Here is an 18,231-nt window from a genome sequence, read left to right as displayed (position 1 = left end):
CATAAAAGGTTTCATTTTTAGAAAAATATTTTAAAAAAGAAATAAAAATAAATAGAAACAAAGAATTGATACATAATATAAGCAAGTGTTCTTTTCTATACCCGTAAGACGAAGGAGTAACCTCTTTTGAATAAAGCTATACTTAAGAAGTATCTTATACTTTGTACTATAATTATTTTCTAGTATAATGATGAAGAATATATTATATTGAGGGAGTCGAAATAATGGCGAAATTAGATGAAACATTAACAATGCTTAAAGACCTTACTGATGCAAAAGGGATTCCAGGAAATGAAAAAGAACCCAGAGAGGTCATGAAAAAGTACATAGCAGAATATGCAGACGAGGTAACAACAGATAATTTAGGAAGCTTAATTGCTAAGAAAGTTGGCCAAGCAAATGGACCGAAAATAATGGTTGCAGGTCATCTTGATGAAATTGGTTTTATGATAACCCGTATTGATGATAAAGGTTTTCTCTATTTTCAAACAGTAGGCGGCTGGTGGTCACAAGTAATGTTAGCCCAACGAGTAACAATTGTGACAAGCAAAGGAGAGATCACTGGTATTACAGGATCAAAACCACCTCATGTAATAAGTCCAGAAGCAAGAAAGAAACCAATCGACCTAAAAGATATCTTTATTGATATTGGCGCATCTTCTAAAGAGGAAGCAATGGAGTGGGGCGTAAAACCGGGCGATATGGTCGTTCCATATTTTGAGTTTACGGTTATGAATAATGAAAAAATGCTGCTTGCAAAAGCATGGGATAATCGTATTGGCTGTGCTATTGCGATAGATGTATTAAAGAATTTAAAAGACAGCAATCACCCTAATATAGTCTATGGTGTGGGCACAGTTCAGGAAGAGGTTGGCCTTCGTGGAGCGAAAACAGCTGCAAACTTTATTGAGCCGGACATTGGTTTTGGCGTAGATGTTGGTATTGCTGGTGATACACCAGGAGTAACAGAAAAAGAAGCATTAAGTAAAATGGGCAAAGGTCCTCAGATTATTTTATATGATGCTTCCATGGTGTCTCATAAAGGACTACGTGACTTAGTTACAGATACTGCTGATGAGTTAAATATTCCTTATCAATTTGACAGTGTGCCAGCAGGTGGAACAGACTCAGGCTCCATTCATTTAACGCATAAGGGAGTGCCGGCTTTATCTATCACGATTGCAACTCGCTATATTCATTCACACGCTGCAATGCTGCACCGTGATGATTATGAAAATGCTGTTAAGTTAATCGTTGAGGTAATTAAAAAATTAGATCGTGAAACAGTAAATTCATTAACATTTGCATAATTAAAAGGGAATTTGATTTTTTAATCAAATTCCCTTTTTTAAGAAGCTTTATCAACAAGTCATATATCTTATCCTAATAACCACATGATTTTTATTCTAGTGGAGGTATCTTAGTATTCAAGATCGCTGCCTTCCTTGCTTTGAGCAGACGGTTAATATTGATTACAATCGTTTTAACAGCAGCGTAAGTTGGTACTGCAAGAATCATTCCTAAAATACCTGCTAAATTTCCGGCTACTAATAACAGAATAATAATGGTTGCTGGATGTGTATCCAATCTTTTTCCAAGAATTAAAGGAGATAGAATATTTCCTTCAATCTGTTGAGCAATGGTAATGACGATAATAACTAGTAAGGCTTGTGTTGGTGATGTGAAAATAGCGATAATAACAGCAGGCGCACCACCGATTAATGGTCCAACATATGGAATCATGTTTGTTACAGCCACAAGTAAAGCCATTACAAGCGCATAATCAAGACCGATTATTAAATAACCAATCAAAGCCAAGGTTCCTACAAATAGAGCTACAATAACTTGTCCTTGTATGTAGGCAGCAATTGTTTCGCTTGTATCTTTGATAATATGTAATCCTTCTTTACGATAAGACGCAGGGAAAAATTTAGAGAGTGCCTCCGGAAATTTGCTGCCATCTTTTAAACAATAGAAAAGTAAAAATGGAACTGTAACAATTGTAATGGTGATATTAGTCATAGTACTAATGATTTTACCGATTCCATTTGTTATATTGCTTGGAATTGTTTGAGCATAGGCCTTTAGGTTTTCTGTTATATCTTCAATTTTTACATATTCTTGATTCATAATCCATTTGTACTGTTTTGTATCATTTAAGTATTGGAAATATTGCACTGCTTCATCAGCATATTTAGGTATATTTTTAAATAACTCACTAAATTCTTTGCTGATCATAGGTACGATACTGCCAATAACCAAAATCAAAATTCCGATAACACCAACATATAGAATAATAATGGCAAGTGTCTTTGGAATTTTATTTTTTTGCAAAAACTTAACGATTGGATTAAGTAAAAAGTATAAGAAACCAGTAATGATAATGGGAACAAAAAGAGTTGAAAATAACACTGCCACTGGTTTAAATAAAAATGAAATTTTTGTGCATAGATAAACAATCGCAACAATGATAAGAACTTGTAATAACCAATAATGAAACTTCTTTTTTGTCAAAATTTTTCACCTTTTTCATATTTTGTATAGCAAGTATAGCATATTCGCTCTATTTCTTGTAATGATAGTTATGCATTATATAAAACGATTATAGCACCCTATAAATCCATCATGATATTAACGAAATAGCTGGGAAAAAAGTTTCAAAAAAATATAAAAAATAATGGTATTTTGGGAAGGATATAGGTAGAAACAAAAAGAAATGATACAATCCACTCCAATTTGTTGAAAGGAGCAAAGGATTGTATCATCCTTTAACTTAAGCAAAAAAGCCGTGTTACTCTACATTGATAATTTTTAAATGGGAAATATTTAAGAAATTACGAATGTTTAAAGCGGTAGCGCCGAATAAAGATGCCTTAGAACCAAGACGTGAATTTTCAATGACAATATCTTTATTAAAAGAACTTTCTAGGTTATCACGAATGAATGAAAGTATATCAGGGACTCTTCGAATGACAGAACTATTCATGTATATAATCTTTGGAGCAAAAGAAGTCATTATATTATTTAACCCTTTTGAAAGATTATAGCAATGTTGCTGAATCAGTTCTTGTACTGCTAAATCATTAGCATAGTAATGCTCAGCTAATAAATCTGGCGTAACATCGGATAATTGTTTTAACTCTTTAAACTGCTCAAGAAGAACCTTATCGGAACAATATTGCTCTAAGCAGCCTTTATTTCCACAAGGGCAAGTTCTGCCATCTGGATAAAGAATAGAATGACCAACTTCACCAGCTCTTCCGTCTAAACCTGTAAACAATTGCCCATCAATAATAATTCCAGCACCAATACCACTATGGATACTTAAACTAATTAAGTTATTAAATTCTGTTGAAAAAGTAGACTCTCCAATGGCAGTTAAATTAGCTTCGTTTTCAATATGAATAGGATACTGATACAGTTTCGTTAACTCTTCATAAAGTTCTATTTTCTCTAAATCATAATAAGGAGTAAATAAAATATTATTTTTATTAACAATACCATGTATAGCAATCCCAATCCCAACGATACCATAGGTTGTCAGATTACTTATTTTTTCATATTTTTCAATAATATCAGAAATATGGGAAAGAACATTTTCTTTCTTAATAAACGTACCCCTTTCTTTATTATAAAAAACCACCTCTCCATCTAAATAAGTAACCATTGTAGAAATAAAGTCATAGCCAAGCTCTATGGCAATCGAAAGACCAGCTTTCTTATTTAGTTGTAAAAGAATTGGCTTTCTTCCCCCAGAGTGACTACTTTCGCCAATTCCGATTTCTTCTATTAGTTTCTCTTCAAGTAACTTCTTTGTTATATCAGAAACAGTTGCTTTATTTAACCCAATATTAGCCGAAAGGGTTGCCCGAGAGATAGGGGCATGCTGAACAATTTGCTCCATAACAAGAGAAGCATTTTGTTCTCTAATTACATATTTGTCTGTGACCATTATTTTCCTCCAAACAGTTTATCACCTAGTAACGATGTATGTATTGTTAGGTTACCATACTAATTATAATTCTTCTATCAAATTTGTTAATAAATTAACAAATTTGATATTGTAAGCGCTTGACAAAAAACGAAGTTAGATTTATGATGAATTCAGTTAGTATATTGAACTAACAAATAGAAAGTAAATTAAATAGATTTGTAGAAAATAGTTGAGAAAAGAAAAAGTAAGTTAAAGATGATCATGATTTTTATAACAAATAGGAGGGAATTAGAATGGAATTTTTTCCAATGATTAAAAAAGTAAAATATGAAGGACCAAAAACAGAGAATATTTATGCATACCGTCATTATAATCCAGAAGAAGTTGTATTAGGAAAAACGATGAAAGAACATTTGCGTTTCAGTATGGCATGGTGGCATACATTAACGCAGGATGGTTCTGATCCATTTGGTGCTGCTACAAATGTTCGTAACTGGTTTGGCGAAACACCAATGGAAACAGCAAAAAATCGTGTAGAAGCTGGATTTGAATTAATGGAAAAAATGGGTTTTGAATTCTTCTGCTTTCATGATGTGGATATTGCTCCAGAGGGCGATACGCTTCAAGAGTTCTTCGATAATTTAGATGTAATCACAGATTTAATTAAAGAAAAAATGGATCAAACAGGGATTAAATTACTGTGGAATACAGCTAATATGTTTACAAACCCTCGCTTTGTACACGGGGCTGCTTCTTCATCCAATGCAGAAGTTTTTGCGTATGCTGCAGCACAGGTGAAAAAAGGCTTAGAAATCAGTAAGAAGCTTGGCGGCAAAAACTATGTATTCTGGGGTGGACGTGAAGGATATGAGTCTTTATTAAACACAGATTTACAATTAGAACAAGATAATATGGCTCGCTTCTTCCATATGGCAGTTGATTATGCCAAAGAATTAAACCATGAAGTTCAGTTTTTAATTGAACCAAAACCAATGGAGCCATCCAAACACCAATACGATTTTGACGCTGCTACGGCAATGGCCTTCTTGCAAAAATACAATCTTGATAAACACTTTAAACTAAACCTAGAAGCAAACCATGCTACATTAGCAGGACATACTTTTGAACATGAAATGGCCGTTGCGAGAAGCTACAATGCACTTGGATCCTTAGATGCGAACCAAGGAGATGTAATGCTTGGATGGGATACAGATGAGTTCCCAACTAATATCTATGATACAACTCTGGCAATGTATCAAGTACTTGAAAATGGAGGAATTGCTCCAGGGGGTATTAACTTTGATGCGAAAGTTCGCCGTTCTTCATTCTCTATGGAAGATTTAGTGCTTGCACATATTGCTGGTATGGATACATTTGCACGCGGACTTAAATCAGCTGCAAAACTAAAAGAAGATGGTTTCTTCGATAAAGAAATTGAACGCAGATATAAGAGCTATACAACTGGAATTGGTAAATCTATTGTAGACGGAAAAGAAAATCTGAAAACATTAACTGAATATGCATTACAGCATGATCAAATTGAAAATGAGCCAAATCATCTAGAATTCTTAAAATCTCGTTTGAATGATTATTTAGTATAATACAAATAGAAAAACAAGTAGAATAACATCAATAAAAGGGGTGTCTCAAATAGAAGGAGTTGGCATCACAAGTTTATTAGTAGTAGCTCATTGAAAAAATCTACTAGAAATACTTGTGAAGGTCGAAATTTCTATGAATGAGACATCCCTTTGCATTGGTCTTCAGGAGGGAGCGTTTATAAATGTCATATGTAATAGGGATTGATTTAGGAACAAGTTCCTTAAAGGGATTGTTAGTGGATAAAGAAGGGAAGGTTCTTATCACAAAGAGCTCTGAGTATGAGCTTTTAACTCCACAGCCGAAGTATAGTGAGCAAAATCCAAATGTTTGGATAGAAGCATTAGACATTGTGCTAAAAGAAATTATTGAAGCATTTCCAGAAGCAGCATCCAAAACAGAAGGAATTAGTTTTTCTGGACAAATGCATAGCTTAGTTTTATTAGATGCAAATGGAACTCCCCTCAGAAATGCTATCTTATGGAATGATGTAAGAACAAGTAAGCAATGTCAGGAGATAATGGATAAGGCAGGACAAGAAGTTATTAGCATCACAAAGAACAAAGCACTAGAAGGATTTACCTTGCCTAAGCTGTTATGGGTAAAAGAAAATGAACCGACTATATGGGAACAAGCAAAGCACTTTCTATTGCCTAAAGATTTTTTAGGATTTTATTTAACCGGTAATAAGCAAATGGAGTATTCAGATGCTGCTGGAACATTAATGCTGAATGTAGAAGAAAAGATGTGGAGTGAATCAATTGCTGAATTATTTGATCTTCCTTTAGGTATTTTTCCTAAGCTTGTTGAGTCCTCTGACAAAATAGGCATAATGAAAGAAGAGCTTGCAAAAAAGTATGGCTTTACAAATGATATTGCTGTATTTTCTGGGGGAGCAGATAATGCCTGTGCAGCAGTTGGCGCAGGCATTGTTAAAGAAGGTATGGGATTAGCTAGTATCGGAACATCAGGTGTATTTCTTTCCTATGAACAAGATGGTAAAGAAGATTATGCAGGGAAAGTTCATTATTTCAATCATGCAATAAAAAACAGTTTTTATTCCATGGGGGTAACATTATCTGCTGGTTATAGTTTAAATTGGTTTAAAAATACGTTTGCAGCAGAGAAAAGTTATGATGAATTACTTGGAAATATTGATAATATTCCAATCGGTTCAGATGGATTAGTGTTTACTCCTTATATAATGGGAGAAAGAACACCCTATACAGATAGCCAAATAAGAGGCAGTTTTATTGGCATGGATGCAAGGCATACACTAGATAACTTTGCACGCGCTGTTGTTGAAGGTATTACTTTTTCATTGAATGATAGTAAGATTTTGATGGAGGAAAATGCGAATAAGCAGTTTGCACGCATTGTTTCCGTAGGCGGAGGAGCAAAAAACAGCAAGTGGCTACAAATTCAAGCAGATATTTTTAATACGCCAGTTGTTAATTTAACAGTGGAACAAGGACCAGGTTTAGGTGCGGCGATGGTTGCTGCAGTTGGATTAGGGTGGTTTGCAACGATGAATGAGTGTGTAGAAAAGTTCGTTCAATATAAAGAAGAATTTCAGCCTATTCCAGAAAATGTGAAAAAATACGAACAAGTATATAATATTTATAAAGAAGTTTATGCAGCGACGAAAGAAACTTCGCATAGACTACAAGCGTTAATGGAATAGTTTTTTGTTAAAAGGCTAAGCTGACATTTCTATAAGAAAAATCTTTATTAGGAAAAAACACGTAGCCTCCTCCTATGGGAGGCTCAGTGCTCGCCAGATGAAAGTGAAGTGTATTCAGTCTAACCTTCTATTCTAATGAATAAAAACCCGAATAATTATGAGTGAACTGCCCCCTGTCAAGTAGACAGTGGAAATAATAAAAAAGATCTAAGCGGCTTTAACTCTATATTCCATAGGGCTAAGGCCGTTTAATCGTTTTTGATATCTATTGTTATTATAAAATTGGATATAGTCATCTATCGCAAGAGAAAGTTCCTCAAAGGTCTTATATTTGTGTAAATAATACTTTTCGCATTTCAGTGTCCCCCAAAAAGACTCCATTGGACCATTATCAATACACTTTCCAACTCGTGACATACTGTGTGTTATCTCTGCCTCGTCTACTTTAAGCTTAAAACCTTTTGAAGTATACTGATACCCTCGATCACTATGGATAATTGGATGTTCTTCCTCCAATAAAAGTACGGTTGCTTGATCAAGCGTTTGGAATACAAGTTCATTATTATTCGAATGTCCTAAAACATAGCTAACAATGGATCCATCATAAAGATCCCGAATGGCACTTAAATATGCCTTCTTTGATGAACCATACTTAAATTCTGTCACATCCGTCACCCACTTTTCATTTGGTTTTGTTGCGGTAAATTCCCGATTTAAGATATTCTCTGCCACTTGTTGGGGAACGGAGCGTTTATAACGTTTTTTCTTGATACGAATGATCGAGCGTAAGCCAACCACTTTCATTAGTCGATAAATTCTTTTATGATTCAATCTTTCTTTAAACTGTCTATTCATGTGAAGGGTCATTTGGCGATAACCGAAGATGCCCTCCACTTTTTCATGGAGAATTTTCATCTCTTTCATGATTTTCTCATTCAATAGCTCTTGAGAAGAAGGAACGCGATGAAGCCACTTATAATAGGCGGATCGTGCAATTCCCGCTATTTCACTCAGTAAACGAATGCTTATATTCTCTTCCTGATGGATCTCTTGAATAGCGATATACTTATCCTCCGATTGGATTTGACTTATTTTTGCCTCCTTTCGATCTCCTCTAACTTTTTTAAAAATAAGTTTTCTGCACGTAATCGCTCATTTTCTCTTTCTAACTTCTTCATTTGAAGAGTTATTTTCTCCTCTTGAGTTAGCTCGGATTCCTCTTTCGTAGAACCACGCCTATCTTTCAATGCATCTACTCCGCCATCTTCATACTTCTTAACCCATTGATAGATTTGTTGATAAGAAACCTGATGAGTATTAGCTGCTTCTTGATAGTCTTTTTTGTTCCCTAAACAATCTAGCACAATTTGTATTCGTTCTTCCCAAGTCGTTTTTCTTCCCTTAGTCATAGAGCTCGTCCTTCCTTGTGACGTATCTTTTATTTCACTATGACTATTATACTTCTTAATCCACCTTCTAAGGACAGATGGATCTGATATTTCATACATTCTCGTAATTTCACGAATCGAGTAATTTCCAGAGGCATAATCTTGAATAGCGGATAACTTTAGTTCTTTAGAATACTTTTTCCAGGAAGAAGTCTCTTTTAGTCCTTCTAAACCGAATGTATCAAATTTATATTTCCATTCCAAAACGGTAGAAAAGTGCACCTTATAAATCGATGAAACTTGGAGTGACGAATTTACTTCCCCTAAAGCTTTCACTATTTGATATTTCTCTTCTACAGAATAAGATTTTCTAGGCATAAAAATACTCCCCTATAAGTAACCAGATTTTTATTTTTTAATCTGTCTACCTATAGGGGAGCATATCAGAGAAAATCCTATTATATTGGCATTTCCCAATAATCGTTCGGGTTTATAATTGGAATAGTTGTTTTTACTTTAGTCCATTTTCTAATGTCTGCAGCATTTCTACTTTATCTTCTTCAGAAGAATTTTTCCAAATTACTTCGAATAAAACGCCTAAACCAGGCAGCATTTTTTCTTCTCCGTTTTGGATAGCATCCACGATTGTATCTTTTAATTCATCTTGAGAATTGCCAGAAACATTATGGATTATTGCATTACGTAAATTTAAATTCATAATAAGCACCCTTCTTTCTCATTGTTACCTATCCATATCCATTCACCTTATTGAATAATATGGAATAGAGTTTTTGTAAAACATATCTATTTTTAGCATTTCACTAATGGCGTTTATTATGTATTTTATTTACGCTATAATAAAAGCAATAGAGAATAATTGGTGATTGTGAAGGAGAATAGCAAGTGAAACACATACTTTCGGTAAAAAATCCACAAATTAAAGAATGGAAAAAACGATTAACAAAAAAGGAAAGAGATAAGACGGAAACGTTTTTGGTGGAAGGCTTTCATCTTGTGGAAGAAGCATTCAAAGCAAATTCTATTATTGATTTAATCGTTTCAGAGGAGATAGATGTACCTGCTTGGGATTATGGAGATACTCCGATAACGATCGTTACAAAAGAGATTATTAAAGAACTTTCAGATACAGAAACACCCCAAGGTATTCTGGCCTTATGTAAGCAGCAAAGCCATTTAGAAACTTTGTCTACTGCTCAAACCTTTATTGCGATTGATCAAGTTCAAGATCCCGGTAATTTGGGAACGATTATCCGCACAGCTGATGCAGCAGGGATCGATGCAGTCATTATCGGAGAAGGAACGGTTGATATATATAATCCAAAGGTAGTTCGATCAGGCCAAGGAAGTCATTTTCACTTGCCAATTATAAAAACAAATTTAGCATCGTTTATGGATGAATTAAAAGAAAGGAATATTCCCATTTATGGGACTGCCCTTGAAAATGGCAGGGATTATCGGGAGATAGAAAAAACAGCCTCATTTTGTTTAATTGTTGGGAATGAAGGCAATGGTGTAAGGAAAGAAGTATTAAGTAAGACTGATACAAACTTATATATACCAATTTACGGGAAAAGTGAATCATTAAATGTGGCAGTGGCAGCAGGTATTTTAATGTATTATTTTAAATAATGTGTTAGTTACAACCAAAAGCAAAAAAGGCATTTGAAAACTAATTAGATATATATTATAATTAAAATCAAATTACATGAATAAAGACATTGATGGAGAAAAGTAATTGATGATTTTTAATTAAGGGAGAAAATGCCGCAGACTGTAAGCATTTTTATTAAAAACATGAATGAAGTTCACCTCCTGAGTCGGCATCGGGACCATTTTTCTTGTTTTAGAAAGATGTAAAGATGTACCGGTATAGACTACCGTTATCCAAATGAAGTGAACTTGTTTTTATTATACATACAAGTTAATTAGGGTGGTACCGCGACAATAACCTCGTCCCTTTTTGGGGATGGGGTTTTTTTATGCCAATTTTCATGCGAGAACAAACCATATATAAGGAGGAAATGTAATGGAGGATAAATTAAAAGAATTGCAAGCTGAAGCACTAACACGCATTGAAAGCAGTAACGATATGAAAGAATTAAATGAAATTCGTATCGCATATTTAGGAAAAAAAGGCCCAATTACAGAAGTATTAAAAGGAATGGGCAAACTATCTGCTGAAGAAAGACCAAAGATGGGGGCGTTAGTCAACGTTGTTCGTGACGAAATTACTAGCCGCATTGAGGCTAAACAAAAGGCGTTAGAAGAAGCGCTCGTTCAAGAAAAAATTGCTTCTGAAACAATTGATATAACTCTACCTGGTCGTCCTGTTTCTACAGGTAATCACCATCCTCTAACAAGAGTCGTAGAAGAAATTGAAGATTTATTTATTGGAATGGGCTATACCATTGAAGAGGGTCCAGAAGTGGAAAATGATTACTATAATTTCGAAGCATTGAATCTGCCTAAGGATCACCCAGCAAGGGATATGCAAGATTCATTCTATATTACAGAAGAAACGTTACTTCGAACGCAAACATCACCAATGCAAGCAAGAACATTAGAGAAACATAAAGGGAAAGGACCAGTGAAGATTATTTGTCCTGGTAAAGTATATCGTCGTGATAATGATGACGCGACACACTCCCATCAATTTATGCAGATTGAAGGACTTGTGGTTGATGAAAACATTCGTATGAGTGATTTAATTGGTACGCTTGAAGTTTTTGCAAAGAAAATGTTTGGAGAAGATAGAGAAATCCGTTTACGTCCAAGCTTTTTCCCATTCACAGAGCCTTCTGTTGAAGTGGACATTTCTTGTTTTATCTGTAAAGGTGCTGGCTGCAGTGTGTGTAAAAAAACAGGCTGGATTGAAATTTTAGGAGCTGGAATGGTTCATCCAAATGTATTGGAAATGTCCGGTTTTGACTCTAAGAAATATTCTGGGTTTGCCTTTGGAATGGGGCCAGAGCGAATTGCGATGTTGAAATATGGAATTGATGATATTCGTCATTTCTATACAAATGATGTACGTTTCTTAAAACAATTTTCAGTACCGGAATATTAAGGGTGGAGGAGAAAAAATGTTAGTATCCTATAATTGGTTAAATGAATATGTAGATTTAAATGGCATAAGTCCTAATGAATTAGCAGAAAAAATTACAAAGAGTGGTATCGAGGTAGAAGGCGTCGAGGTTCTTGATGAAGGAATTAAAAATGTAGTAATCGGTTATGTTGTCGAGCGTGAACAACATCCGAATGCAGACAAATTAAATAAATGTTTAGTCGATGTTGGCGAGGGAGACCCAATCCAAATTATCTGTGGCGCTCCTAATGTAGATAAAGGCCAAAAGGTAGCTGTAGCAAAGGTTGGCGCAGTTCTTCCAGGTAACTTCAAAATTAAAAAAGCGAAGCTGCGTGGGGAAGAATCAAACGGGATGATTTGTTCCCTGCAAGAGCTTGGTATCGAAGGGAAAATTGTCGCAAAAGACTATGCACAAGGCATTTTTGTTTTTCCAAGTGATGTAGAGGTCGGAAAAAATGCATTAGAATATTTGCAACGAAATGATGCCGTACTAGAACTGGGGTTAACTCCAAACCGTGCTGATTGCTTAAGCATGCTTGGAGTAGCGTATGAAGTAGCTGCCATTTTAGAAAAAGAAGTAAAATTACCTAATACAGAATATCCAACAATTAACGAAAAAGCATCTGATTATATTAAAGTTTCAGTAGAAGAGAATGCAGATGTACCATTATATACAGCAAGAGTAATTAAGAATATCAAAATCTCTCCATCTCCATTATGGATGCAAGGAAAATTAATGGCTGCAGGAATCCGCCCACATAACAATGTGGTCGATATTACGAACTATATTTTACTAGAATATGGTCAACCGCTGCATGCCTTTGATTATGATAAAATTGGCTCAAAGGAAATTCTTGTAAGAAGAGCACAAAGTGGCGAAAAAATTACGACACTTGATGAAACGGATAGAACATTATCAGAAGATAATCTGCTTATTACGAACGGAAAAGAAGGAATAGCTGTTGCTGGTGTAATGGGTGGTGCGAATTCTGAAGTTCAAGCTGACACTACTACTGTTTTATTAGAATCTGCTTATTTTGACAGTAAAGTAATTCGCAGATCTTCTAAAGTAATTGGTTTAAGAAGTGAAGCAAGCGCAAGATATGAAAAAGGAATTGATCCAAATCGAGTACGTAAAGCTGCAGATAGAGCTTGTCAATTATTACAATTATATGCTGGCGGAGAAGTGCTTGAAGGGGAAGTCGCAGTTGATACACTCACTGCTGAGCCAAAAGTAGTTTCGATTACGCTCGGAAAAATCAATCAAACATTAGGAACAACATTAAAGACGGATGCAGTAACGGCTATTTTTGATAGTCTTCAATTTGCAACACAAATGGAAGGTGACACATTCACGGTAACTGTGCCAACAAGAAGAAATGATATTGTTATCGAGGCAGATTTAATCGAAGAGGTTGCCCGTCTTTATGGCTATGATAACCTGCCGAAAACATTGCCAATAGGTGCGGCTACACCAGGTTCTTTAACTGCTTATCAGAAAAAACGTCGTATGGCACGCAGATATTTAGAGTCAGCTGGATTATATCAAGCAATTACCTATTCATTAACAAATGAAGCGAAAGTGCATAGCTTTGCTTTAGAGAAAAGAAACCCAATCAAACTTGCAATGCCAATGAGTGAAGAACGTGCATTATTACGTCAAAGCATCGTGCCGCAGCTGTTAGAGGTGCTTAAATACAATGCAGCAAGACAAAATGAAAACATAGCTGTTTATGAAACAGGGGTTGTCTTCTTAGCGAATGGAGAACAGGAGCTTCCCGAGGAAAAAGAACATTTAGCTGGTGCAGTTACAGGCATTTGGAGTATGCATCCATGGCAAGGAGAGAAGAAAACTGTTGATTTCTTTGTTGTAAAAGGGGTATTAGAAGGGTTATTCCAAAAGTTAGGTGTTCATGAGCAAATTACATTTGCTAGAGCGGAATTGGATGGAATGCATCCAGGAAGAACAGCTGAAATCGTCCTTAATGGGGAGATCATTGGATTTGTCGGCCAAGTGCATCCGCAAATGCAAAATGATTTAGATTTAAAAGAAACGTATTGTTTCGAACTAGACCTAAGTAAGTTATTTGCTGTAGAAGTAGAAGCATTACATTATACGTCCATCCCTCGTTTCCCGTATGTAACAAGAGATATAGCACTTGTTGTAGAGAAGGACGTGTTAGCTGGTAGTCTTCAAGAAATTATTATTGAAGCTGGTGGAAAGTTACTAAAAGATGTTCAAGTGTTTGATTTATATGAGGGTGAAAAAATGGAAGCAGGCAAAAAATCGATTGCATTCTCCTTAACATATTTTGATCCAGAACAAACATTAACAGATGAAATGATTAGCAAGACTCATGATAAAGTACTTGCTGCAGTAGAAGAAAAAGCTGGTGCTTCGCTAAGAGGCTGAGGCGGATAAAAAACATCCCAGAGTTCAATTCTGGGATGTTTTTTAATTGAAGCTTGGACATAAGTATTTTCAACTAAATAACCCCGAACAATAATACGTACACATTAAAAAATATTCGATAATTGTTTAGGGATTTATATTTATTTTATTAAAGAAAATTTGGGTTATCACCCGCAAGACTAATACACTTCGCTTTACAAGGGGCGAGCGCCCAACCTTCTCGGCGTATCGTGTGTCTGTAGTGTATGGGAACGAAATTGCTTCGACACTCAATTAGAGATCGTTCGTTTTTATCCATTTGTCCTAGCTTCTTTTGCGTTATTAAAATTTGTTACTTTATTTGCATTTTCGTAGCGGATGTAAGAGATAACAGTATATTATTGCGAAAACGGTTTCGAATAGTAATTCTTGTGAAGTCACTATTTATGGCGGAAATATTGAATAAATAAATTAAAACCACATATTTTTTTAAAAAAATTCTGTAAATTGGTTATTTTTATGTTGATTTTTGGAAGTAATGATATTATTATATGTTTTGTAAGCGATTTCTTTAATTGTTTACGAAACCGATTTCGTTGAAATTGAAATCTATCATTTTTGGGGGTGTTCATTTCTTTATAGAAATCTCATATTTGTGAAAAACTATTAAAATATTAAATAATTTGGGGGGTTATGATTTTGAAAAGAATGAAAAAGTTTGCTGCCTTAGGTTTATCGTCATTGCTTGCACTGTCTTTAGCTGCTTGTAGTGGGAATGATACATCAAGTAAAACGAGTGGTAAAGATGAAAAAATCACGTTGGATTTTTGGACATTTGGCTCGACTGGTTATGAGGATTTAGCAAAAGAATACGAGAAAGAAAACCCAAATATTAAAATTAAAGTAAAAGCATCTGAAACAGCTGATCATCATGATGCGCTTTTTACCGCATTATCTGCTGGTAGCGGTGCACCTGATATTACAATGTTAGAGATTGACCAATTTGACCGTTTTAAAGTGGCTCAAGATCGTTTCGAAAATTTATATGATCTTGGTGCGAAAGATGTGAAAGACCAGTACTTGGATTGGAAATGGAAGAGTGGGGAAAACCAGGACGGAGATTTCTTATTTGGTCTTCCTACAGATATTGGACCTAAAGGGTTGTACTACCGAACAGACGTATTTGAAAAAGCGGGACTTCCAACTGATCCACAGGAAGTAGCCAATCTGATTAATTCACCTGAAGCATTTGAAAAAGCTGGATTACAAGTTAAAGAGAAAACAAAATTGCCATTTGTTGATAGTATTGAAATGGCATATAGAGCTTATCTAGATTCTGCCGAAACAGCTTACTTGACTACTGATAATAAATTAAATTTAGGAGCAGACAGTGACGTGAAAAAAGCATATGACTATGCTATTCGCTTAAATGAACTTGGAATCATAGGTAAATATGATATGTGGACTCCAGAGTGGGCAAATGCCGTTAACAAAGGTGAATTTGCGGCAGAGTTAGGAGCAGGATGGTTAAAAGGATGGATGGAAGGAAATGCTCCTGATGCTGTAGGAAAATGGAGAGTTGCTACATTACCAACTGAGTTTGCTGCAAACTGGGGTGGTTCATACATTGCTGTACCATCTGAAACAAAACATTCCCAAGAAGCTTATGATTTTATTGAATGGCTTGTATCACCAGAAAATCAATTAAAATCATTCCAAAGCCATGGATTATTCCCATCTGCCCAATCTGTATATGATATGGAAGAATTTAAGACGAATGCAGATGAATTCTTTGGTGGTCAAGCAACAGCTCCAGTATTTGCAGAAGCTGCAAAGGACATTAGTGGCATAGGATATAAAGGTGAAAAATATGCTTCCATCCACAGCGAAGTATTGAATGCGCTTAAGAATGTCCAAAATAAAGGAGCAGATCCAGAAAAAGAATGGAAAGCTGCAGTGAAGCGCGCAGAAGATTTATTAAGCCGTTAATCTAATATTTGTTCTATAAAAAACAGGGTCACTAAAATCTACTTACTTTTAAATAATACGAAAAAATCGGTCGGCTTACACATACGAGCCTCTAGCGAGAAAAAGGTTTGTGGTAGGCCGGCGATTCTTCACATATTGGTTTTTTTGTGAGGAAAAAGAATAGTGATTGATAGATAGGGAAGTTTGGACGTTTATATGGTACCATGCTCCCTTGAATATGAAAAGAGGTGGGGAAATGAATCCTATCAGTAATAAGGAAACTGTGAACACTATCAGTAAGAAGCAGCCTATTCATAAAAAGCAGAAAAAATTTAGGTCTGAGCAAAAAAAGGATATGCTGTCAGGATATTTATATATAGCGCCTTTCTTCATAATTTTTGCAGTTATCGGCCTATATCCTATGCTTTTTAGTATTTACCTAGCCTTTCAAAAATGGAATGGCTTAAGCCCGATGACATTTAACGGACTGGCTAATTTTGAGACTGTACTAACAGATCCTCTATTTTGGAAATCAGTTTATAATACGATAATTATAGGAATTATGGGAACAGCTCCACAGTTAGTCGTCGGCCTTATTTTAGCTTATTTGTTGAATATGGCTTTTCTTAAGTTTAAAAGTTTCTTTCGTGTAACAATTTTTATGCCCTATTTAACTTCAATGGTTGCTGTAGCCCTTATCTTTAGTGTGTTATTCAGTAATCATGAATCTTCTTTAGCCAATTATGTATTAACTCATTTCTTTGGACTTGACCCAATCCATTGGGCAGCCTCTGAATGGGGAACGAAAATTGCGATATCCATTATGGTGTTCTGGCGGTGGGTAGGATATAACACGATTATCTATCTAGCTGGAATTCAAGGTATACCAAATGATTTATACGAGGCAGCTACCATTGATGGTGCCAATAAATTTCATCAGCTTTTTTACATTACCATCCCAATGATGAAACCATTTATTATCCTAACGGTATTCACTTCAACAGTTGGTGCCATGCAGTTATTCTCTGAACCGACTGTATTTTTAGGAACTGATGCTTTCACAAGGGACGAAGCTATGACAATTGTTATGTACTTGTATAGAGATGCATTTAAATTGCAGTCATTTGGAACAGCATCCGCAACTGCAATCATTCTATTGGTTATCATTTCATTATTTGCTGTCATAAACTTAAGTTTAACGCAAGGATTTGGAAGAAAAAAGAGAGGTGTGGATAAATGAGTAAACATGACAAAAGAAAACGGAAAAAGTTTTCCATAGGCAGATTATCCATTTACTTATTTTTATTTATTGCTGCTATCGTTTCGTTGTTTCCATTTTACTGGATGTTTGTCATGGCAACAAGACCGAGTGCTGCCTACAATTCAATCCCGCCAACTTTAACACCAGGAAATATGCTGGTTGAAAACTTTAAAAAGGTATTAAGTCAAATTGATTTTTTTGGTGGGATGTGGAATTCATTTATACTGTGTTTGGTTGTAACAATCATAGTACTACTCATTAGTTCATTAGCAGGCTTTGCTTTTGCTAAATTTAGATTCCCGGGAAGAAACATATTTTTTATTGCGATTTTGGTAACCATGATTATTCCACCGCAATTAGGGTTAATCCCACAATACTTCTTAATTTCTAAAATAGGACTTCTAGATACCTTACAAGGAGTTATGATTGTATCCTTTTTAAATCCTTTAGGGATATTTCTAATGCGCCAATATATATCCGAGGGTGTTCCTGATGAATTAATAGAAGCAGCGAAATTAGATGGGTGTTCGAATTTCCGTATCTATTGGGGAATTGTATTACCGATTATCTTACCAGCGTTTGCTACTCTTGGGATTATTGTATTTACTGCTGTTTGGGGAGAGTTCTTATGGCAGTTTACGGTTTTAAGAGATCCGGAAATGTATACTATTCAAGTTGCATTGGCACAGTTGGGCAATACTCATAATATTGATTTCGGTATGATTTTATCTGGTGTGTTCTGGGCAACTGTTCCATTATTAGTCATTTTCTTATTATTTAACCGATTATTTATATCAAGTATTACGGAAGGGTCTGTGAAATAAAGACTATTTCCTGCCGTGCTATTGTTTCATTCTCCAACTTTTATTAATCTAATATTAGGAATGAATTTAGACGGA

The 18,231-nt window shown here is 35.2% G+C and carries 13 protein-coding genes and 1 other annotated feature; of the genes, 9 read left to right on the top strand and 4 right to left on the bottom strand.

Annotated elements, in window-relative coordinates:
* The first annotated feature begins 224 nt into the window (after window positions 1-224).
* Window positions 225-1,310 (top strand): M42 family metallopeptidase, encoded by a 1,086-nt coding sequence (locus MHH96_RS22850; RefSeq protein WP_047941902.1) that lies wholly within the window; start codon window positions 225-227, stop codon window positions 1,308-1,310.
* A 91-nt stretch (window positions 1,311-1,401) separates the two neighbouring features.
* Here the strand turns inward: MHH96_RS22850 and MHH96_RS22845 are convergent, their stop codons facing one another.
* A complete protein-coding gene (locus MHH96_RS22845; RefSeq protein ID WP_047941903.1) occupies window positions 1,402-2,514 on the bottom strand; it encodes an AI-2E family transporter in 1,113 nt (370 codons plus the stop codon).
* Window positions 2,515-2,791: 277 nt separating this feature from the next.
* Window positions 2,792-3,952, bottom strand: a complete 1,161-nt coding sequence (locus tag MHH96_RS22840) for an ROK family protein (RefSeq protein ID WP_061798701.1) — start codon at window positions 3,950-3,952, stop codon at window positions 2,792-2,794.
* A 275-nt stretch (window positions 3,953-4,227) separates the two neighbouring features.
* On the opposite strand from MHH96_RS22840, the gene xylA reads away from it, so the two are divergent.
* Both xylA and xylB read left to right on the top strand, forming a co-directional pair.
* The gene (gene xylA / locus MHH96_RS22835) at window positions 4,228-5,535 is read left to right on the top strand and encodes a xylose isomerase (protein WP_047941906.1); all 1,308 of its coding nucleotides are present in this window, start codon (window positions 4,228-4,230) and stop codon (window positions 5,533-5,535) included.
* 182 nt (window positions 5,536-5,717) lie between these two features.
* Complete coding sequence (xylB, locus tag MHH96_RS22830) at window positions 5,718-7,217, top strand: xylulokinase (protein WP_047941908.1); 1,500 nt, start codon at window positions 5,718-5,720, stop codon at window positions 7,215-7,217.
* 207 nt (window positions 7,218-7,424) lie between these two features.
* Here the strand turns inward: xylB and MHH96_RS22825 are convergent.
* Both MHH96_RS22825 and sspI read right to left on the bottom strand, forming a co-directional pair.
* Window positions 7,425-8,983 (bottom strand): IS3 family transposase gene (locus tag MHH96_RS22825; RefSeq protein WP_156485505.1). Its coding sequence is split into 2 segments (ribosomal slippage): window positions 7,425-8,344 and window positions 8,344-8,983, totalling 1,560 coding nucleotides; the frame shifts between segments, so codons are not numbered across the junction.
* A gap of 133 nt (window positions 8,984-9,116) precedes the next feature.
* Window positions 9,117-9,323 carry a small acid-soluble spore protein SspI gene (sspI, locus tag MHH96_RS22820; protein ID WP_047941909.1) on the bottom strand — a complete coding sequence of 69 codons (207 nt, stop codon included), beginning with the start codon at window positions 9,321-9,323 and terminating at the stop codon, window positions 9,117-9,119.
* A 185-nt stretch (window positions 9,324-9,508) separates the two neighbouring features.
* On the opposite strand from sspI, the gene MHH96_RS22815 reads away from it, so the two are divergent.
* From MHH96_RS22815 to MHH96_RS22790, 6 genes are all read left to right on the top strand, one after another.
* Window positions 9,509-10,255, top strand: coding sequence for a TrmH family RNA methyltransferase (locus tag MHH96_RS22815; RefSeq protein WP_061798699.1), 747 nt, complete (start codon window positions 9,509-9,511; stop codon window positions 10,253-10,255).
* Window positions 10,256-10,335: 80 nt separating this feature from the next.
* Window positions 10,336-10,587: a binding site (T-box leader), on the top strand.
* A 65-nt stretch (window positions 10,588-10,652) separates the two neighbouring features.
* Complete coding sequence (pheS, locus tag MHH96_RS22810) at window positions 10,653-11,693, top strand: phenylalanine--tRNA ligase subunit alpha (RefSeq protein ID WP_061798697.1); 1,041 nt, start codon at window positions 10,653-10,655, stop codon at window positions 11,691-11,693.
* A gap of 16 nt (window positions 11,694-11,709) precedes the next feature.
* Complete coding sequence (pheT, locus tag MHH96_RS22805) at window positions 11,710-14,124, top strand: phenylalanine--tRNA ligase subunit beta (RefSeq protein WP_047941913.1); 2,415 nt, start codon at window positions 11,710-11,712, stop codon at window positions 14,122-14,124.
* Between the two features lie 687 nt (window positions 14,125-14,811).
* Window positions 14,812-16,092, top strand: a complete 1,281-nt coding sequence (locus MHH96_RS22800; protein WP_095258095.1) for an ABC transporter substrate-binding protein — start codon at window positions 14,812-14,814, stop codon at window positions 16,090-16,092.
* Between the two features lie 235 nt (window positions 16,093-16,327).
* Window positions 16,328-17,311: a carbohydrate ABC transporter permease gene (locus MHH96_RS22795; RefSeq protein WP_217275553.1), complete on the top strand. Its 984-nt coding sequence runs from the start codon at window positions 16,328-16,330 to the stop codon at window positions 17,309-17,311.
* Window positions 17,308-18,156: a carbohydrate ABC transporter permease gene (locus MHH96_RS22790; RefSeq protein WP_047941915.1), complete on the top strand. Its 849-nt coding sequence runs from the start codon at window positions 17,308-17,310 to the stop codon at window positions 18,154-18,156. The genes MHH96_RS22795 and MHH96_RS22790 overlap by 4 nt, the downstream gene beginning before the upstream one ends.
* Window positions 18,157-18,231: the final 75 nt, after the last annotated feature.

This window comes from Niallia sp. FSL K6-0212, assembly GCF_038007605.1.
Lineage (GTDB): Bacteria > Bacillota > Bacilli > Bacillales > Cytobacillaceae > Niallia > Niallia circulans.
This window is presented reverse-complemented; position numbering and strand designations above follow the sequence as displayed.